23 protein-coding genes and 1 tRNA gene are annotated in these 17,722 nt (G+C 45.6%); 17 read left to right on the top strand and 7 right to left on the bottom strand.

Annotated features, from left to right (window positions below):
- Window positions 1-19 precede the first annotated feature (19 nt).
- Genes ACW5MY_RS11680 through pstB (ACW5MY_RS11660) form a run of 5 tightly spaced genes read left to right on the top strand, consistent with a single transcriptional unit; the run spans window position 20 to window position 4,403 of the window.
- Complete coding sequence (locus ACW5MY_RS11680; protein WP_013352891.1) at window positions 20-922, top strand: phosphate ABC transporter substrate-binding protein; 903 nt, start codon at window positions 20-22, stop codon at window positions 920-922.
- Window positions 923-970: 48 nt separating this feature from the next.
- On the top strand, window positions 971-1,900 hold the full coding sequence (gene pstC / locus ACW5MY_RS11675) for a phosphate ABC transporter permease subunit PstC (protein ID WP_013352890.1): 930 nt from the start codon (window positions 971-973) through the stop codon (window positions 1,898-1,900).
- Window positions 1,900-2,784 carry a phosphate ABC transporter permease PstA gene (pstA, locus tag ACW5MY_RS11670; protein WP_013352889.1) on the top strand — a complete coding sequence of 295 codons (885 nt, stop codon included), beginning with the start codon at window positions 1,900-1,902 and terminating at the stop codon, window positions 2,782-2,784. The genes pstC and pstA overlap by 1 nt, the downstream gene beginning before the upstream one ends.
- Before the next feature lie 18 nt (window positions 2,785-2,802).
- Window positions 2,803-3,609, top strand: coding sequence for a phosphate ABC transporter ATP-binding protein PstB (pstB, locus tag ACW5MY_RS11665; protein ID WP_013352888.1), 807 nt, complete (start codon window positions 2,803-2,805; stop codon window positions 3,607-3,609).
- An 11-nt stretch (window positions 3,610-3,620) separates the two neighbouring features.
- Window positions 3,621-4,403 (top strand): phosphate ABC transporter ATP-binding protein PstB, encoded by a 783-nt coding sequence (gene pstB, locus ACW5MY_RS11660; protein ID WP_013352887.1) that lies wholly within the window; start codon window positions 3,621-3,623, stop codon window positions 4,401-4,403.
- Window positions 4,404-4,501: 98 nt separating this feature from the next.
- Here the strand turns inward: pstB (ACW5MY_RS11660) and ACW5MY_RS11655 are convergent, their stop codons facing one another.
- A complete protein-coding gene (locus tag ACW5MY_RS11655) occupies window positions 4,502-4,966 on the bottom strand; it encodes an endolytic transglycosylase MltG (RefSeq protein ID WP_013352886.1) in 465 nt (154 codons plus the stop codon).
- A complete protein-coding gene (locus ACW5MY_RS11650) occupies window positions 4,963-5,316 on the bottom strand; it encodes a hypothetical protein (protein ID WP_003153047.1) in 354 nt (117 codons plus the stop codon). The genes ACW5MY_RS11655 and ACW5MY_RS11650 overlap by 4 nt, the downstream gene beginning before the upstream one ends.
- A gap of 347 nt (window positions 5,317-5,663) precedes the next feature.
- On the opposite strand from ACW5MY_RS11650, the gene rpmG reads away from it, so the two are divergent.
- The 3 genes from rpmG (at window position 5,664) to ACW5MY_RS11635 (ending at window position 6,691) form a co-directional block, all read left to right on the top strand.
- Window positions 5,664-5,813 (top strand): 50S ribosomal protein L33, encoded by a 150-nt coding sequence (gene rpmG / locus ACW5MY_RS11645; RefSeq protein WP_003153056.1) that lies wholly within the window; start codon window positions 5,664-5,666, stop codon window positions 5,811-5,813.
- 79 nt (window positions 5,814-5,892) lie between these two features.
- Window positions 5,893-6,447, top strand: a complete 555-nt coding sequence (locus tag ACW5MY_RS11640) for a 5-formyltetrahydrofolate cyclo-ligase (protein ID WP_014470667.1) — start codon at window positions 5,893-5,895, stop codon at window positions 6,445-6,447.
- A 70-nt stretch (window positions 6,448-6,517) separates the two neighbouring features.
- Window positions 6,518-6,691 (top strand): hypothetical protein, encoded by a 174-nt coding sequence (locus ACW5MY_RS11635; protein WP_007408311.1) that lies wholly within the window; start codon window positions 6,518-6,520, stop codon window positions 6,689-6,691.
- 77 nt (window positions 6,692-6,768) lie between these two features.
- On the opposite strand, the gene nhaC is transcribed toward ACW5MY_RS11635, so the two are convergent.
- Entirely contained in the window at window positions 6,769-8,133 is a 1,365-nt protein-coding gene (nhaC, locus tag ACW5MY_RS11630) for a Na+/H+ antiporter NhaC (RefSeq protein ID WP_013352884.1), read from the bottom strand.
- Window positions 8,134-8,333: 200 nt separating this feature from the next.
- On the opposite strand from nhaC, the gene ACW5MY_RS11625 reads away from it, so the two are divergent.
- From ACW5MY_RS11625 to ACW5MY_RS11605, 5 genes are all read left to right on the top strand, one after another.
- Complete coding sequence (locus ACW5MY_RS11625) at window positions 8,334-8,558, top strand: YqgQ family protein (RefSeq protein ID WP_014470666.1); 225 nt, start codon at window positions 8,334-8,336, stop codon at window positions 8,556-8,558.
- A gap of 18 nt (window positions 8,559-8,576) precedes the next feature.
- Complete coding sequence (gene glcK / locus ACW5MY_RS11620; RefSeq protein ID WP_013352882.1) at window positions 8,577-9,539, top strand: glucose kinase GlcK; 963 nt, start codon at window positions 8,577-8,579, stop codon at window positions 9,537-9,539.
- Window positions 9,540-9,621: 82 nt separating this feature from the next.
- Complete coding sequence (locus tag ACW5MY_RS11615; protein ID WP_013352881.1) at window positions 9,622-10,746, top strand: M14 family metallopeptidase; 1,125 nt, start codon at window positions 9,622-9,624, stop codon at window positions 10,744-10,746.
- 72 nt (window positions 10,747-10,818) lie between these two features.
- On the top strand, window positions 10,819-11,856 hold the full coding sequence (locus ACW5MY_RS11610; RefSeq protein ID WP_014472106.1) for a YqgU-like beta propeller domain-containing protein: 1,038 nt from the start codon (window positions 10,819-10,821) through the stop codon (window positions 11,854-11,856).
- Window positions 11,857-11,861: 5 nt separating this feature from the next.
- A complete protein-coding gene (locus ACW5MY_RS11605) occupies window positions 11,862-12,176 on the top strand; it encodes an MTH1187 family thiamine-binding protein (RefSeq protein WP_013352879.1) in 315 nt (104 codons plus the stop codon).
- Between the two features lie 33 nt (window positions 12,177-12,209).
- Here ACW5MY_RS11605 and ACW5MY_RS11600 read toward each other — a convergent pair whose 3' ends face one another.
- A complete protein-coding gene (locus ACW5MY_RS11600; RefSeq protein WP_013352878.1) occupies window positions 12,210-12,383 on the bottom strand; it encodes a DUF2759 domain-containing protein in 174 nt (57 codons plus the stop codon).
- Between the two features lie 154 nt (window positions 12,384-12,537).
- Between ACW5MY_RS11600 and ACW5MY_RS11595 the strand changes: the two genes are divergently transcribed.
- The gene (locus tag ACW5MY_RS11595) at window positions 12,538-13,176 is read left to right on the top strand and encodes an MBL fold metallo-hydrolase (RefSeq protein ID WP_014470665.1); all 639 of its coding nucleotides are present in this window, start codon (window positions 12,538-12,540) and stop codon (window positions 13,174-13,176) included.
- A gap of 39 nt (window positions 13,177-13,215) precedes the next feature.
- Here ACW5MY_RS11595 and ACW5MY_RS11590 read toward each other — a convergent pair whose 3' ends face one another.
- A complete protein-coding gene (locus ACW5MY_RS11590) occupies window positions 13,216-13,461 on the bottom strand; it encodes a DUF2626 domain-containing protein (protein WP_003153078.1) in 246 nt (81 codons plus the stop codon).
- A 235-nt stretch (window positions 13,462-13,696) separates the two neighbouring features.
- Here ACW5MY_RS11590 and ACW5MY_RS11585 point away from each other — a divergent pair, with 235 nt between their 5' ends.
- Complete coding sequence (locus ACW5MY_RS11585; RefSeq protein ID WP_013352876.1) at window positions 13,697-14,077, top strand: Spx/MgsR family RNA polymerase-binding regulatory protein; 381 nt, start codon at window positions 13,697-13,699, stop codon at window positions 14,075-14,077.
- 64 nt (window positions 14,078-14,141) lie between these two features.
- On the opposite strand, the gene ACW5MY_RS11580 is transcribed toward ACW5MY_RS11585, so the two are convergent.
- Window positions 14,142-14,212 (bottom strand) — tRNA-Gln (locus ACW5MY_RS11580).
- A 77-nt stretch (window positions 14,213-14,289) separates the two neighbouring features.
- On the opposite strand from ACW5MY_RS11580, the gene ACW5MY_RS11575 reads away from it, so the two are divergent.
- The gene (locus ACW5MY_RS11575) at window positions 14,290-15,117 is read left to right on the top strand and encodes an STAS domain-containing protein (RefSeq protein WP_013352875.1); all 828 of its coding nucleotides are present in this window, start codon (window positions 14,290-14,292) and stop codon (window positions 15,115-15,117) included.
- Window positions 15,118-15,154: 37 nt separating this feature from the next.
- Here ACW5MY_RS11575 and ACW5MY_RS11570 read toward each other — a convergent pair whose 3' ends face one another.
- Window positions 15,155-16,456, bottom strand: a complete 1,302-nt coding sequence (locus ACW5MY_RS11570) for a hemolysin family protein (protein WP_013352874.1) — start codon at window positions 16,454-16,456, stop codon at window positions 15,155-15,157.
- Between the two features lie 146 nt (window positions 16,457-16,602).
- On the opposite strand from ACW5MY_RS11570, the gene ACW5MY_RS11565 reads away from it, so the two are divergent.
- On the top strand, window positions 16,603-17,553 hold the full coding sequence (locus ACW5MY_RS11565) for a magnesium transporter CorA family protein (RefSeq protein WP_013352873.1): 951 nt from the start codon (window positions 16,603-16,605) through the stop codon (window positions 17,551-17,553).
- Window positions 17,554-17,722 lie beyond the last annotated feature (169 nt).

Here is a 17,722-nt window from a genome sequence, read left to right as displayed (position 1 = left end):
CGCAGGGGGAATTCAGGAAATGAAAAAAAACAAATGGATGCTTACGCTTCTGATGGCTGCTGTTATGATCGTTGCTGCAGCATGCGGAAATGCAAAGGAAAGCGGCAAGACGGACGGCCAATCTGCAAGTGAGGATAAAAAAGCATCAGGTTCTTTAACCATTTCTGGTTCATCAGCCATGCAGCCGTTAGTACTGGCAGCGGCGGAAAAGTTTATGGAAAAACATCCGGATGCTGATGTGCAGGTACAAGCGGGAGGTTCAGGAACAGGTCTTTCGCAAGTGTCTGAAGGCGCAGTGCAAATCGGCAACTCAGATGTCTTTGCCGAAGAAAAAGAAGGCATTGATGCGAAAGCCCTAAAAGATCACCGTGTAGCGGTAGTAGCGATGGCAGCTGCGGTTAACCCGGGTGCGGGTGTGAAGGATATAACCAAAAAACAGCTGGCAGACGTCTTTACAGGCAAAATCAAAAACTGGAAAGAGCTTGGCGGGAAAGATCAAAAGATTACTCTCGTGAACCGTCCTGATTCATCAGGAACACGCGCTACATTCGTCAAATACGCTCTTGACGGAGCAGAGCCGGCTGAGGGCATCACGGAGGATTCCTCCAATACAGTCAAAAAAATCATTGCGGAAACACCGGGAGCAATCGGTTATCTGGCATTCTCTTATATAAACGATGATAAAGTAACGCCTTTATCGATCGGCGGCATCAAACCGGAAGAGAAAAATGTCGTCACAGGCGAATATCCGATTTGGGCTTACGAGCACTCTTATACGAAAGGTGACGCGTCAGGCCTGGCAAAAACATTTCTTGACTATTTGAACAGTGATGATGTTCAGAAAAGTATCGTAAAAGATCAGGGCTACATTCCGATCTCTGATATGAAAGTCACACGTGACGCAAACGGCAAGCAAAGCTGAGGGGAGGGCGGGCTCCCCGCCTCTTCTTCTTTATAGGAGTGTAAACAAATGATAAATCACAGAGAAAAAGAGTCTGTAAGCGAACGCTTAATAAGCTCAAAACAAAACAGGCAATTGGATGAAGTCCGCGGAAGAGTGATTGTGTCTGTCTGTGCGGCGATTATCATTGCGGCATCAGCGGCGATCACAATCTTTCTCGGCATTAAGGGGCTGCAATCTTTTTTTGTAAATGGTGTAAGCCCGATTGAGTTCTTAACAAGTCTGAATTGGAATCCAACCCAGGCAAAGCCTGAGTTCGGCGCGCTGCCTTTTATTTTCGGATCATTTGCGGTCACGGTTCTTTCCGCTTTGATCGCAGCACCCCTCGGTATCGCGGGTGCTGTGTTTATGACGGAAATTGCGCCGACTTGGGGGAAAAAGGTACTGCAGCCGGTAATTGAGCTGCTTGTCGGCATTCCGTCCGTCGTTTATGGATTCATAGGTCTTACAGTATTGGTTCCGTTTATTGGCTCTTTTAAATCAAGCGGAACGGGTCACAGCCTTCTGGCGGGAACGATCGTGCTATCGGTTATGATTCTGCCGACCATTACGTCGATTTCCGCTGATGCGCTTGCGTCACTTCCGAAACACCTTCGCGACGGTTCATATGCGCTTGGTGCGACGAGATGGCAGACAATCAGGAAGGTGCTCATCCCGGCGGCGTTTCCGACATTGCTGACCGCTGTCGTGCTCGGGATGGCAAGAGCGTTCGGAGAAGCTCTCGCCGTACAGATGGTTATCGGAAATACAAAGCTTCTGCCGGAAAGCTTGCTTGATACGGCGGGAACATTAACGACGATTATCACCTTAAACATGGGCCATACCACATACGGCAGTATTGAAAATAATACGTTATGGTCGATGGGGCTTGTTCTTCTCATTATGTCGTTTCTGTTTATATTGCTCATACGCTACTTGTCATCTAGGAGGAAAGTGTAATGAACCGGAAAATAACGGATAAATTGGCCACCGGTGTATTCGGTTTATGCGCCGCTGTGATCGCGGCGATTTTGGCAGGATTGTTTTTGTATATTCTGATTCACGGCGTCTCTGAAATCACCTTGCATTTTCTTACGTCAAAATCGAGCGCCATCGCGTCCGGCGGCGGGATACGGGATCAGCTTTTTAACTCCTTTTACATTCTGTTTATCACCATGCTGATCACGATACCGCTTGGTGTGGGGGGCGGCGTCTTTATGGCTGAATATGCGCCGCAAAATAAAGTCACAGATTTTATCAGAACGTGTATTGAAGTTCTGTCGTCGCTTCCGTCGATTGTTATCGGGATGTTCGGCATGCTGATGTTTGTGAACCTGACCGGATGGGGCTACACGATTATCGGGGGCGCGCTCGCATTAACGGTCTTTAATCTTCCCGTAATGGTCCGGGTGACAGAAGGCGCGCTCACCGCAGTTCCTAAGGAGCTGAAAGAAGCTTCTCTCGCTTTAGGCGTATCGAGATGGTATACCGTCAAAACCGTGCTGATTCCGAGTGCGATTCCTTCGATTTTAACCGGCGCCATTTTGGCATCAGGAAGAGTATTCGGAGAAGCGGCGGCATTGTTATTTACAGCGGGGCTGACAACGCCGCGGCTGAACTTTACGGATTTGAACCCGTTTTCGGAAGCCTCTCCTTTAAACATTTTCAGGCCGGCTGAAACGCTGGCGGTTCATATATGGAGTGTCAATACGCAGGGAATCATTCCCGATGCAGAAGCGATTGCAAACGGCGGCTCGGCAGTGCTGGTGATCTCGGTGCTCTTGTTTAACCTTTGTGCAAGATGGCTCGGATCTGCCATTTATAAAAAGCTTACGGCAAATTAATCGAAAAGAGGCGAAAACATGATAGATCACATCGTCAGGGAACAATCCGAACAGACAAAGCGATCGCCGGAGTCTTCGATTTTGGAAGTGAATGATTTATCAATTTATTACGGTGACAAACAAGCGGTTAAACATGTAAACATGGATATTGAAAAACATGCGGTGACGGCTCTGATCGGTCCGTCCGGCTGCGGAAAATCAACATTTCTGAGACAGATTAACAGAATGAATGATGCCATCCCTTCTGCGAGAAGCGAGGGGGACATCCTTTATGAAGGACTGAATATTCTGGGAGATGAGATTAATGTCGTGTCTCTCAGAAGGGAGATCGGTATGGTGTTTCAAAAACCGAATCCGTTCCCGAAATCCATTTACAATAACATCACACATGCGCTCAAGTATGCGGGTGAACGCAGAAAAGCCGTTTTGGACGAAGCGGTAGAAGAAAGTTTAACGAAGGCGGCGCTTTGGGATGAAGTCAAAGACCGGCTTCATTCATCGGCTCTTTCGTTATCAGGCGGCCAGCAGCAGCGTCTATGCATCGCCCGTACGCTTGCGATGAAACCCGCCGTGCTTCTTTTAGATGAGCCGGCCTCAGCTCTGGACCCCATTTCAAACGCCAGAATCGAGACGCTGCTGACAGAACTGAAGAAAGATTATTCTATTATTATCGTTACGCATAACATGCAGCAGGCCCTGAGGGTGTCTGACCGCACGGCATTCTTTTTAAACGGAGAAGTAGTGGAATACGGGCAGACAGAACAGATTTTTACGAGTCCCAAGGAGCAAAAGACAGATGACTACATTAACGGAAAGTTCGGATAGGGGGAAGGACCGTGAGCGTTGTGAAAGAAGCGGTGCACACACAGAATTTATTTGATATTCACGGCATGAACGTATGGTACGGGGCTCATCAAGCTTTAAAAGACATCACGATCGGATTTGAGGAGCGGAAAGTAACTGCCATCATCGGTCCGTCCGGCTGCGGTAAATCCACTTTTATTAAAACATTAAACTTAATGCTGCAAATGGCTCCGAATGTCAAAGTGACAGGTGACATGATCTATAACGGACGCAATCTGCTGAAGGAGAAGACGGATGCGGCAGAATTAAGAAAACAGATCGGTATGGTGTTTCAAAAAGGCAATCCGTTTCCGCAGTCCATATTTGAAAATGTCGTCTACGGCCCGAGAATACATGGCGAAAAAAATAAAAAGAAACTGCTTGAAATCGCCGAGGAATCTTTAAAGGCCGCGGCGCTCTGGGATGAAGTGAAGGATCGTCTTCACCAGCAGGCGCTTTCACTGTCGGGCGGCCAGCAGCAGCGGCTGTGCATCGCAAGGGCGCTCGCCACAAAACCGGACGTCCTTCTGATGGATGAACCGACGTCTGCCCTCGACCCCGTGTCCACCCGGAAAATAGAAGAGCTTATTTTGACTTTGAAAGAAAAGTACACGATTGTCATTGTGACGCACAATATGCAGCAGGCTGCAAGGGTCTCTGACCAAACCGCGTTTTTCTATATGGGCGAACTGGTAGAGTGGGGTGATACGGGAAAAATCTTTTCACAGCCGGATCACCAAAAAACGCATGACTATATCAGCGGAAAATTCGGATAAAAAAACGGGCCCGGCCATAGACCGGGTCCGTTTTATATTGCTCATTAAAAAAGCCTGCCGGCCGTATCCATCTGAATGGACGATGCCTGCAAGCTTTTTTAGCGGGTTAATGTTTTGACGATTTTCTTAAAGCTCATATCTGAGTCGACTTTGAAATGGCCGGCACGGATTTCTTTGTGGTAGCCAGCGTCAATTACGTAATCATTAAAGTCCTTCGCTGAAGGAATAATCCCTTCTTTTTCAAGAATGGATGACACATCAGCAGTGCTCATTCCGTCTTTAATCGTCAGTTTATATGTTACCTTTTTCTTTTTGGCGTCTGAGTTTTGATCGTTGCTCAGCGATTTTTCTTTAGAGTCAAGCAGTTTTTGATAGTCATCCCGTTTGACGGAGACTTTTTGCTGGGAGTCGAGGTAGCTGTTTACTTCTTTTTCTGTTAATGCTGTTTTTTCAGTTTTAACGGCAGCTGCCTGGTCATGGTCAGTCAAATAAAAGACAGCGGCGAGGACGGCCGTCGCTAAAATCATGCCTGCTGCAAAAGCCTGAATGCCCCGTTTTGTCATACGAGCACCTTCTCATTATCTTTAATAATGGTATTGACGTCCTCGACAGACACGTGCTCTGCTTTTGCGATGGCTTCGGCAGACATCCCGTTGTTATATTTTGAAATGATTTGTTTGGCGATTTTTTGGTTAATGCCGCTGCTTTTGGCTTTGCGGATCACGAGGTTGGTTTCCAGCAATTCTTCTTCAAGCACCGTCATTTTCTTTTTTAACTTGTAAATTTCCTGCATGGCGGAAAGCTGAAGCGTTTCAAGCTCCTGTTCCACGTCTTTCATCGGATCTCTTTGAGAATATGAGAATGCAATAAGCGCTATACTGACGATAAACAACGCAATAATAGCAATTTCCACGTTTCATCACCTTCTATTATTAATTTGCCCTTCTTTTTTATACCATAAAACGCCGCCATTCTAAAGGAAATAGAGAAAAAAACGGAATTTTGTCGGGAAATCTTGTTTATTCGGGGAGCAAACGGATATTTCTCTATAGATTTCGCATGAGAATGTCCTTTTTTGTCCTGTTTCGTCATATTTTGTATCTGTCTTGCGCAAGCTCATTCAGGCGATCAGAAGCATAAACTGATGTTTTCTGCACTTAAACAACATTTCATGTAAATCAGCTCTAGCATTCCGTCCATTATAGTGGTATTATATATAAGTCTGAATAAGTAAATGATATTTAGTTTGGAGGGAAAATAATGCGCGTTAATATTACTTTGGCTTGCACTGAATGTGGTGAGCGTAACTATATTTCTAAAAAGAACAAACGCAACAATCCGGACCGCGTTGAATTTAAAAAATATTGCCCACGTGATAAAAAATCTACGTTACACCGTGAAACAAAATAAGCTGTTTAAAACGGCGGAAAAAAGCTGGAGCTTTCAATAAAGTTCTGGCTTTTTTGTCTTTCAGGGAGGTTTGAGGAACGTGAAAGCACAAATCAGAACCGATATAAAAGCAAAGCTTTCTGCTATAACAGAAAGTGAATGGGAGGCAAAATGCCGCAGCATGCGTGAAACGCTGTTTTCTTTAAAGGAATGGAAACAAGCCCGCATGATCGCCGTTACCGTCTCGAAACGCTTGGAAATCCCGACACGGCCGATTATTGAACAAGCTTGGAAAGAGGGAAAACAAGTCTGTATCCCGAAATGCTTCCCGAAAACGGGCGCAATGGAGTTCCGTACATTTTCTGGGGATGATCAACTGGAAACCGTATATGCTGGCCTTAGTGAACCGATCGAAAGCCTGACGGAAAAAGTGGCCCAAAAAGACATTGATCTTGTACTTGTGCCAGGTGTAGCTTTTGACCGGGAAGGCTTCAGAATCGGATACGGCGGAGGATATTATGACAGGTTCCTGACCGGCTATGCCGGCCGTACCGTGTCGCTTCTCTTTGACTGCCAGCTGACGGACCGCATTCCCCGCATGCCCCACGATATTCCGGTCGATACGATCGTGACTGAATCTGAAATCATCGCTTAATCGCATAAAAAACGTCTTGCACCGGAATAATTTTCGCTGTTTGACAAACGATAGGGGCAGGAGGGATAAGATGAAAAAATTGTTGATCTACTCACTATGCGCCGTATCTGTTTTAGCCGTTTACCAAAACCGCTACCGTCTGATGAACAGCGTGCTCAGCCAGCCGGGGATCAGACGGTCGTTTATTCATTTCTTTTTAAAAATACCGTTTATCAGAAATAAGTTCATTCAGCAGGCATTTTAAACAAATCCCGTTTCTTCAGCGGGATTTTTTGCATGAAAAAACCTGCCGGGAAAAAGACGGCAGGTGTCTTCGGATTGTCAGTTTTTTTTCAGGAAACCAAGCAGGATTGAGATCATCGGAGAAATGTACAGGAAAAAGGTAAACGGCAGGTAGTCGATGACGGGAACCCCTAATGCGCTTGCCATAAAAGCGCCGCTTACTCCCCATGGAATCAGCGGATTGATCAATGTTCCGCCGTCCTCCAGCGACCGCGCAAGGTGAATCCGCTTAATGCTGAGCCTGTCATATAAAGGTTTATAGGACTGACCAGGAATTAAAATTGACAAGTACTGCTCGCCTGTCGCGAGATTTACGCCTATGCTTGAGAAGACGGTCGCCAAGACAAGACGTCCTTTCGTATGCACACCTTTTATCAATCCTTGAAGCAGCGCTGCGATCAGTCCTGTTTTTTCCATCAGGCCGCCGAGCGCAAAGGCAATCATGATCAGAGAGACGGAACCCATCATGGATTGGAGCCCGCCTCTGTTGATAATGCTGGCTACAGCCTCATCGCCGGTTTTAAATGCCGTGCCGCTTTGCAGGGCAGAAATAAATCCTTGAACGCTGCTGCCAGGAATGAAAAAAGCCGTCAGAATCCCTGCGGAAATAATCCCGGCGGTAAGCACCGGAATAACGGAAACCCGTCTGACCGCCAGAATGATTACCAACAGAGGTGAAAGAAGCGACCAAGGCGTAACGTGTACGGCCTGTTTAATTCCGGAAATGACCGCCTCAATATTTTGCGTTGAAGCGGCATTTATTGAAACGGATGAACCGAGAATATAAAAGAGAACGATTGTAATCAGCAGTGCCGGAACGGTCGTGCCCATCATATGGCGGATATGTTTAAAAATCGGAATTTCGCCGATTCCGGCGGCAAAATTCGTCGTGTCGGACATCGGTGACATTTTATCACCGAAACAAGCCCCGCAAATGACTGCTCCCGCCGTCCATTCGAGCGGAACACCCGCCGCGCTTGCTACCCCTAACAGCGCGACGCCGATTGTACTGACAGTTGTCAGACTTGAGCCGACAAGCGTGCTGATGATCATGCAGGAAAATAATGCGGTCAAAAGAAGCTGGCTCGGCTGTATAATCGATAAAGCGTAAACGGTGACGGCGGGAATGGCACCGCTGTACATCCAGGCGCCGATCAGCACACCGATCAAAGCCAGCACGATAATCGGCTGTACTCCGTTTTTCAAACCGTTGACAATTCCTTTTTCAAGACTGTCCCACGAGAAACCGAGCCACAAACCTGCCAGAGCCAGAATAATGACGCAAAAAAACAGTGGCATATGCGGTTCCGTATGAAAGAAAAACAGGCAGGAAATAATGACTGCTAACATCAAGACAAATAAACTGATGGCTGAGATGAACGTCAGCCTTTTTTCTTGTTTCAAAACAACACCCCATCAAACTTTAATCCTTTTGTGCTTTTGGGCACGAAAGTATTGTAACAGAAAAACGCATAAATGAGAGTTTTTTTACAATTATGAATATACATTTTATCAAAATGCCGCTAGGATATTTTCTCCAATCGTTTTTTGCTTGACTCCCGCTTCAGAGATGAAATACTCTTATACTCATAAGAAGAGTAGAAATGGTGAAGAAGATGAATTCATTTTATGACGTGCAGCAGCTGTTTAAGTCATTCGGCCATATCGTTTATTTCGGTGACAGACAAGCCGAAATTGACTTTATGAAAGATGAATTAAAGGAGATGTACTTGTCAAACGTGATTGAAAGAGAATTATGGCTGAAAGCCGCCGGAGTTCTTCAACAGGAATCAGAGCGGATTAAAGGAAGGTCCAACAGCAGGATTTAATAAGAAAAGGAGATCATTATGGAAGAGACATGGTTTGCGGGGATTGATCTTGGCGGAACAACCATCAAGCTGGCCTTTATCAACATGTACGGTGAAATTCAGCACAAATGGGAGGTTCCGACCGATAAATCAGGAAACACAATTACGGTCACGATCGCTAAAGCACTTGACCAGAAACTCGAAGAATTGAATAAGCCGAAACGGATCGTAAAATGGATCGGCATGGGAGCGCCCGGACCCGTGGAAATGGCGACGGGGATGGTTTATGAGACGACAAATCTGGGGTGGAAAAACTATCCCTTGAAAGACCATCTCGAGGCGGAAACGGGTATTCCGGCCGTCATTGAAAACGATGCCAATATCGCGGCGCTCGGAGAAATGTGGAAAGGTGCAGGCGACGGAGCTAAAGATGTCATTTTAGTGACGCTTGGAACCGGAGTCGGCGGGGGCATCATCGTCAACGGAGAAATCGTTCACGGTAAAAACGGGGCAGGCGGAGAAATCGGTCATATTTGCAGTATCCCGGAAGGCGGGGCTCCGTGCAACTGCGGAAAATCCGGCTGTATTGAAACGATTGCGTCAGCAACCGGCATCGTCCGCATCGCGAAAGAAAAGCTTGCAGCGGTTTCCGACTCTTCGCTCCTGCAAGTGCGCGATCTCACGGCACGTGACGTGTTCGAAGCGGCAAAACAGCAGGATAAGACAGCGCTGGAAGTCGTCGATTATGTCGCAAAACATTTAGGCCTTGTGCTCGGAAACCTGGCAAGCGCCATGAACCCGACTAAAATCGTGCTCGGCGGAGGCGTCTCGAAAGCAGGAGAAATACTGCGGTCAAAAGTGGAAGAGACCTTCAAAATCACCGCGTTCCCGCGTTCTGCGGAAGCGGCCGATATTTCGATTGCGGCACTTGGAAATGACGCCGGAGTCATCGGCGGGGCGTGGATTGCCAAAAATGAATGGCTTAAATATCAAAACTGCTAGAGAAAGTCTGCCTGCCCATATAGCGGGCGGCTTTCTTTTTTTACCTCCCATGTCATATAGTTTTTTAAAAAGGGGGATGAACATGGCGGGAATTCGTGTCACACCTGAAATGAAACAGCATATGAAAGCTGTCGCAAAGGTGCTTTCAATTGATGAAAAACTGTTGAAAGACGCCAATAAAACGGCGAAAAGCGAGGAATTATTTTGTCCCGGCTTTGTCGTGAGCGGGCAGTCAGAGGGTCCGATCGGGACGCTGAGCGGGCTTTCGCAATACATCCGGCGCTGTAAAAGCGTTCTTTCCAGTGATCAATGGGTGAAGGAAGAAAAAGTGTACGGCGCTCAATCGGTTTTTGAAGAAATTGAGAAAATAACGGATGTCTTTCCATTTGTCATGTGCCGTAAAATCGGCAGTTCCGTGTTGGGAAAACCGCTTTATGAGCTGACAATAGGTGAGGATACAGCCGAAAGAAAAGTGCATGTAAACGCCTCTTTTCATGCCAATGAATGGATCACCACCTCGGTTGCGCTAAAATGGTGTAAAGAATATTGCGCGGCGTTATGCAAAAATAAGACGGTTTTTGGGTATTCCGCGCTTGATATATTCAGCCGGACATCACTGTCATTCGTTCCGCTCGTAAATCCCGACGGTGTTGATCTCGTCCTTTACGGATGTGAAGATTTATCAGAAAAAAGTGAATTTCTCAATGAATTAAATGAGTACCGCCCGGATTTCCGCGAATGGAAGGCGAATATAAACGGCGTTGATTTAAATAAACATTTCCCGTCCAATTGGGACATTGAACAGAGGCGCAAACCGAAAGCCCCTTCGTACCGGGATTTTCCGGGCATGGCGCCGCTCACTGAACCGGAAGCGCAGGCGATGCACCGGCTGATAACCGAACAGCCGCCTGACAGGGTGATCGCTCTTCATACGCAGGGACAAGAGATTTATTGGGGATATGAAGGATATGAACCGGAACAATCCGCTCAGGTCATCCGGGAGTTTGAAGAGATAAGCGGAAACCGCTATCAAGGTGTAAAAACCATTGACAGCCATGCCGGTTTTAGGGATTGGTTTATACAGCAATACGGAAAAGAGGGCTATACCGTTGAACTTGGAAAGGGAAAAAACCCTTTGCCTTTTCATCAGTTTGCTGATATTTATCAAGCGACGGAAGGCATTTTGTGGAGGTCGCTCGTTTTTTGAGACATCTGTGAAATTTCTCATTTGTTTACATAAACAAATATGGGACAATAGAAAAGAATGGGGGGAAGGCTGGTGAGATACTTGTTTTGTGTTCTGCTGTCCGCATTCGTTCTGTGTTTAGCGGCCTGTGAACCATCTCATCAGCAGCATGACACAGGCGTTTCGGCAAAATCAGCAGAACAGAAAATCGTTCCGCTCAGTAAAAATGAAGCGGAGAAAGCGGAAGGATGGCTGGATAACAGAACCATTCTGTATACAGCGCATCATCAGCTGATGAAATATGATCTTTTCAGCGGAAAATCCGAACGGCTCTATGAAACAAGGGGCCATATTGTCAATGTAAAGATCAGCCCGAAAAAACAGCTGATTCTCGTTCAGGTGACAAACAGCGGGCAGACGGAGCTTGAGCTTATGAACAAGGAGGGGAAAAGACTTTATCACAAAGCCTTTAACTCTTATGAGCTGGAGACGGCTTGGAATCCGTATGACCCGTATCAAATGATGATTACCGTTTTTACTGAAACATGGGACTTCACAACCTATACGGCCGATATGAAAAACGGCATTTTAAACATGAGTCCGGTTCAGACACCTTTTGTCCATTGGACGTCTTCTGATGAATTTCAATATATCAAGCAAGGGAAAACGGAAGAAGAGGGTCCTTTATATTCTTATGACTTGCAGACGAAAAAAGAAAAAAGAGTGCTTCATCACGTCATCTGGGCCGATTCCCGCCCGGGTATGACGATTGCCGTCAGACAAACTGATCAATCGGACGGCGACGGCGAGTTTTTTTTCCAAAAACCGGCATCCGTGACACACCGCTTTCCTCTTCAAAAAAAGTATGAGAGCTTTGCGCCGATGGAATATGATTACGATCAGACGCACAAGCGGTTTTACATATTTAAGCCGGAGGGCCGTTTATACAGGCTGATCAGCTTTGACTTAGGGGACGAACGGGAGCGGACGGTGCTCACGAATACGGAAATGGAGCCGATTCAGATCTCACCGGACGGGGAATACGCTTTATACGGCTTTACGTATGACCGTCTGATTTCACTGAAAACAGGTATGACAGAACCAATCATAACAAATGAAAAAGGAGTTTGAATCAAATGGCAATTGCAGATGTGACAATTATCCCGATCGGAACAAAAACACCGAGCGTCAGCGAGTATGTAGCGGACGTGCAAAAGATTTTGGAGGGCTACAAAGCTGCCGGCAAAATCAAATTTCAGCTCACACCGATGAACACTTTGATTGAAGGTGAGCTGAGCGACTTGTTTGCAGTCATTCAGGACATTCACGAAGCCCCGTTCCATAAAGGGCTGCACAGAGTGGCGACCAATATCCGCATTGATGACAGACGTGATAAAGAAACGACGCTTGAGAGCAAAATCAAAAGTGTCAGCAAACATTTGCAGCAATAAAAAATAAGCCTGTATCCTAATGGATACAGGCTTTTAATGTGCAGTCGGATAGCCGCTGGTTATAACGGTCATTACGGTAAACCAGCCAAACACGCCGAGCGTGGCGGCGGCTAACAAAAATCCCAGGATATTTCTCTGTCTGACAGCCCGCAGGACTCCTAATACAGCTAATAATGCGACAAGGCCGAAGATTACAACAAGTAACATCATGCTCCCCCTTTGTCATTGGAACCTGAAAATCTTTCCATTTCATTTTAACCGTTTTCATTTTATTTGTCGATAGCGTTTTCCCGGCCGCATTCATTGAATCTTCCGCAGAAAACCTTCATAATAAGGGCATATACATAAAGAGGTGATGAAAGTGAAATGGAGACGAATGCCGGCCGGTCCGATTCAGGCAAACGCGTATTTTCTCGTCAGTGAGGATCAGTCCTGTCTTATTTTTGATCCGGGCGGGGAAGCGGACAAAATCAACAATTACATAAAAGAAAACAATCTGAAGCCGCTTGCCGTCTTGCTGACGCACGCCCATTTTGACCATATCGGCGCGCTTGATGAGGTAAGAGACAGATGGGATGTTCCCGTGTATCTTCACAAAAATGAAGAAAAGTGGCTGGAGGACTCTTCCTTAAACGGATCAGGCATATTGCGGGGCATCGCCGTCACGGCACGGCCCGCTGATCGGCTGATTGAAGGCGACGGCGTTTTGGACATCGGACCGTTCCATTTGGAGACGCTGTTTACGCCGGGTCATTCACCTGGAAGCGTTTCTTATTATGTAAAGGACGCCGATCTTGTGATTTCAGGCGATGTGCTTTTTCAGGGGGGCATCGGCCGCACGGATTTACATGGAGGAAGTCAGGACGTATTGCTTGATTCCATCCATCAAAAATTGCTCACACTGCCCGGGCATACACTTGTGTTAAGCGGGCACGGCCCGGAAACGGACATCCAGACAGAGCAGGAAAGAAACCCGTTTATCAATGGTTTTTCACTGTAAATGAAAAAAGACAGACCGTAATCGGTCTGTCTTTTTTAGTCAGTGGGTTCCGCCGCCCGGTGTCATAATAAAAATAGAGTAATATGTAAATCCGGCGAAAAATACGGTTAAGTAAGCTCCGAAAATATAAATATACATCCGCTCAGTCAGATTCAAATAAGAAAGAAATACGAAAAAGATCGTCTGTCCAAAAAACAAAAGAGATGCGTCCTTCATGCCGCCTAAAAAAAACATTACTGCAAAAATCCCCGTCCAAAATCCTAACACCCGGAACATGCGATTCATTCCTTATCCCCTCCCGAGAGTCTATCTGAAGTTAATTATAATGGATCGGCAGTCGAAATGTAAACATTTTCATGATTATATTTATTGTGGAATTTATGTCTTTCCCCGTGTTTTATATCTTATGCCGCTCTGAACAAAAGATCCGAAAATTTTTTTGAAATACGTTTAGTGAAAAAAAGTTCAGGGTACTTATGTTTACAAAGAGACGGATTATCCGAGGGAGGAATTTTTAAAAATGAAAGAACTTATTTTTTATTCATACCCGAGCTGCACATCATGCCGAAAGACGAAACATTGGTTAAAAGCCCACAACATTGATTTTCATGAGCGCCATTTATTCAGGGAGACACCGACAATTGATGAATTGAAGCAAATCTTATCCTTAACGACCGAAGGAATTGATGAAATATTAGCGACGAGAAGCCAAACATTTAAAAACCTCAACCTGAATCTTGAAGAAATGACTGTAAATGAAGTGCTGAAGCTTCTGACTGAAAAACCGAAGCTGCTGCGGCGTCCGATCCTGATCGATCACAAAAAACTCGTTATCGGATATAATCCCGGAGAATTAATGAAACTGACGAAGAAAAAAACGGTACATCAATCCGTATCATAAGAGAAAAACGAAGATCCGCTGATCAAACATTATCAGCTAATCTTCGTTTTTTGCGGTTACAGGACTGGGCTAGCTGGATTCGAACCAACGATCACGGAGTCAAAGTCCATTGCCTTACCGCTTGGCTATAGCCCATCGGATGTAATTACAGTATGTGCGTCCGGCGGCAATTTATACATACAAAGTAATTTTGATTTGAATGGAGGAAACCCGTGAAACATTTAAATGAAGTGTTATCTGAAGCATTAATTGAAGAATCAGGTGAAATCACACGCCAATGGCTGCTCATACCCGAATCGGGGCGGCCTTCAGATGATCAGAGAGCAGAAACGCAGCACCGCCTGTTAATTGAAATCGTTGCCAGGATTATATCGGAAAAAGACGGTGGGGACGAGGAACTGACAAAGTGGGCGCTGCAGTTCGCAAGAGACCGGGCCGTGCATGAAGTCCCGGTCTATGAAAGCGTCGCGCGCTTTAAAGAATTCCGGAGATTGGTCTGGAATCGCATACAGACATGCAGTGAAACGATGTCCGAGAAGCCCGGGACGCCTGCGGTATTTCAATGGGGAGAGAAGCTGAACAAAGCAATTGACCATATGATTGAAGTCTTTACAGAGGAATATTATAAAGTGACGATTAGGCAATTAAACGCCCAAAAAGAAATGATTAATGAATTAAGCGCGCCGATTATGCCGATTGCCGGTATTGGGATTATGCCGCTTGTCGGCGAAATTGACACATACAGGGCAAAGATCATTTTGGAATCGGTGCTTGACCAATGTTCTTCGCTCCGGCTTTCCTATTTATTTTTAGATATCTCAGGTGTGCCGATTGTAGACACAATGGTCGCTTATCAAATTTTTAAAGTGATTGACAGCACAAAACTTCTTGGCATAGAAACGACAATCTCAGGCATCCGGCCGGAAATCGCGCAAACCGTCGTGAAGCTCGGCATCGACTTTTCTCAAGTGAAAACAGAACAGAGCCTGACGAAGGCGCTGGCGAAAAACGGATTTGTCGTAAAAGAATCATTAAGATGATAAAAAGCTGAATGGCAGAGAGGGATTTCTCCCTCAGCTATTCAGCTTTTTCAGCTTCAATCGTCCTGATATGATGGCTGTCGATTTCTTTTACCGTGAATGTGTATCCTTCAAAATCAATCACGCTCCCTGGCTTTGCATCAATATGCTGAGTCAGAAACCAGCCCCCGAGTGTATCGACTTGATCAGCCGTAATCTCTGTTCCGAGTACATCATTGACGTCACTGATCAGCAATTTGGCGTTTAGGAGATAGCGGCTGTCCCCAAGCTTTTGAACGGAGGGTGTCTCATCCGTGTCAAATTCGTCCCGGATCTCGCCGACGATCTCTTCGATGATGTCTTCCGCCGTTACCAATCCTGCGGTTCCGCCGTACTCATCAATGAGAATGGCCATATGAGCATGTTCCCGCTGCATTTTAACGAACAATTGATAAATCGGGATCGTCTCAATCACATGGATCGCCGGCTGAATGTAAGGACTGAGCTCGTGTTTTGTAAACGGAGCTCCTTCTGATAGGAATCTGAATAAAACTTCTTTTATATTGATAATGCCGACAACATGATCTTTGTCTCCCTTTACTACGGGATACCGGGTATATTTATTTGTTTTGATAATATCCCGGAGCATATTTCCCGATCCGCTGTCCAGCGGCAGGCTCACCATTTCATTCCGGGGCACCATGATTTCTTTTGCAGTGCGCTTATCAAATGTGAAAATGTTATTTACGTAATGAAGCTCGCTTTTTTTGATCATGCCGCTTCGATAGCTTTCGGCCAGGAGCACCCGCAATTCCTCTTCCGTATAGGCCATTTCATGTTCGGAAGCCGGCTTCAAGCCGAACAGGGCTGTAATCAGGCGTGCGGAATGATTAAGCAGCCAGATGAACGGAAACATTAACTTATAAAACAAAATCATCGGTCTGGCAAACAAAAGTGTAATCCGCTCAGCTTTTTGGATAGCAAAACTTTTCGGTGCGAGTTCACCGATGACGACATTCACATATGTAACCAGCAGAAATGCAATGATGAGTGACAGGACATGGGCAACCGCTTCATGAAGTCCGGTTTTTAAAAATAACGGCTGAAGCATTGCTTTGACTGTCGGTTCACCCAGCCAGCCGAGTCCCAAGGCGGTTACGGTGATACCCAATTGGCACGCCGATAAATATTCATCAAGGTGTGTAATGACATGCTTGGCAGCTTTTGCCCCTTTCATCTCTTCCTGAATGAGCTGATTGATGCGGGAGCGCCTTGCTTTAACGATTGAAAACTCTATAGCGACAAAACATGCCGTTAATAAAATAAATAGTACGATGGCAGACAGTTTGATGATATACAATGGAACGCCTTCCGAGAAGGAAGGCTTGCACCTCCCTTTTTTCGGAATAATACCACTCTGGAAAGCTGGTCAAACATCAAACCTGGTTTAGCCCGCTGCAATTACGGTAATTAAAAGAAGAAAGCGATACTGGAGGCTGACAAGAGATGAAGGTACATTCGGGAGCGGACTGGGTTTGGTACCAGCTCGGTCCGCATGAAAAAACAGAAGCGAAAAAAATGATCCGCCACAATCACTGGCCGCAATGTGAAAAGTGGTTTGAACATGAAAACCATATAAACTTTCTGCGCTCAGATACAAATGATCAGAATAATGAAGCGGTTTTCGGTTCTTTAATCTATCATCAAGGATTAGATGATGAAAAAAATCATACCGTATTTCACTTTTATATTACGAGAGACTTCTTTTTTACGATTAATTTTGATTTTTCGCTGCTGCGCGGCATAAAAGAAAAGCACGCCACACAGCAGATCCAAACATGCGAGAATGCGATAGAAGGCTTTTTTGTTCTGCTCGGCGAGCTGATGAATTCCTATCTTATCGGATTAGATGAATTTGAAGTCAAGCAGCGGACGCTGAAATGGCAGATTCATGATGACAACAGTAAAGGAATCTTGGAAAATGTGCATAAACTGCGCCATGAACTGTTCATTTGGAAAGGGCTGACGCTGGGAGCTAAAAAAGTGGAAATGGCTTTAAAAGAAGCTTTTCTCCCGAAAAATGACAAGCAGAAAGATTACCTCAGGGCTCATCAAAAGATGGAAAGAGGCATTACATATATCAATGAATTTGATCAGGAACTGAGCAATCTGCTGCACGCAGAGGAAGTCATTACCTCCCAAAGAGGAAATGAAATTGTGAAAGCATTGACGATCTTTACAACTCTCTTTACACCGATGACGGCGCTCGGAGCTCTCTGGGGGATGAACTTTGATAACATGCCGGAGCTTCATTGGAAATATGCGTATATCGGTTCCATTGTGCTTATAATCGTATCAACCCTGCTGATTTATATTTATCTGCGGCAGAAGGGCTGGACAGGGGATATTCTGAAGGAGAATCAAAAGAAATATCTGCGGAAAGAAAAGAAACGCTAAGCAGAGCAGGCGCACGCCTGCTTTTTTTATGGCCGAAAATTGCTGAATGGAGCCGGGTTTCCTTCAGTAAATCAATATTTAAGCGGCTTATTTTTGCTTTTTTTACGATTTACACTGTGCAAAAAGCATTATTTCTCCTTTGATCACTTTTGTGTATTTGATTTACAAT

The sequence above is a fragment of the Bacillus sp. Bwzl_19 genome (assembly GCF_054900515.1).
Note: the sequence above shows the minus strand (reverse complement) of the source record. Positions and strands in the feature narration are given on the sequence as shown.

Excerpts from the sequence above, each read along its gene's own strand:
- ACW5MY_RS11565 (WP_013352873.1), top strand. The coding sequence starts at position 16,603 with ATGAAGGTACATTCGGGAGCGGACTGGGTTTGGTACCAGCTCGGTCCG.
- pstC (WP_013352890.1), top strand. The coding sequence starts at position 971 with ATGATAAATCACAGAGAAAAAGAGTCTGTAAGCGAACGCTTAATAAGC.
- pstB (WP_013352888.1), top strand. The coding sequence starts at position 2,803 with ATGATAGATCACATCGTCAGGGAACAATCCGAACAGACAAAGCGATCG.
- ACW5MY_RS11625 (WP_014470666.1), top strand. The coding sequence starts at position 8,334 with ATGGTGAAGAAGATGAATTCATTTTATGACGTGCAGCAGCTGTTTAAG.
- pstA (WP_013352889.1), top strand. The coding sequence starts at position 1,900 with ATGAACCGGAAAATAACGGATAAATTGGCCACCGGTGTATTCGGTTTA.
- ACW5MY_RS11680 (WP_013352891.1), top strand. The coding sequence starts at position 20 with ATGAAAAAAAACAAATGGATGCTTACGCTTCTGATGGCTGCTGTTATG.
- ACW5MY_RS11655 (WP_013352886.1), bottom strand. The coding sequence starts at position 4,966 with ATGACAAAACGGGGCATTCAGGCTTTTGCAGCAGGCATGATTTTAGCG.
- ACW5MY_RS11585 (WP_013352876.1), top strand. The coding sequence starts at position 13,697 with ATGAAAGAACTTATTTTTTATTCATACCCGAGCTGCACATCATGCCGA.
- ACW5MY_RS11635 (WP_007408311.1), top strand. The coding sequence starts at position 6,518 with ATGAAAAAATTGTTGATCTACTCACTATGCGCCGTATCTGTTTTAGCC.
- ACW5MY_RS11615 (WP_013352881.1), top strand. The coding sequence starts at position 9,622 with ATGGCGGGAATTCGTGTCACACCTGAAATGAAACAGCATATGAAAGCT.
- ACW5MY_RS11590 (WP_003153078.1), bottom strand. The coding sequence starts at position 13,461 with ATGAATCGCATGTTCCGGGTGTTAGGATTTTGGACGGGGATTTTTGCA.
- glcK (WP_013352882.1), top strand. The coding sequence starts at position 8,577 with ATGGAAGAGACATGGTTTGCGGGGATTGATCTTGGCGGAACAACCATC.
- ACW5MY_RS11600 (WP_013352878.1), bottom strand. The coding sequence starts at position 12,383 with ATGTTACTTGTTGTAATCTTCGGCCTTGTCGCATTATTAGCTGTATTA.
- rpmG (WP_003153056.1), top strand. The coding sequence starts at position 5,664 with ATGCGCGTTAATATTACTTTGGCTTGCACTGAATGTGGTGAGCGTAAC.
- ACW5MY_RS11605 (WP_013352879.1), top strand. The coding sequence starts at position 11,862 with ATGGCAATTGCAGATGTGACAATTATCCCGATCGGAACAAAAACACCG.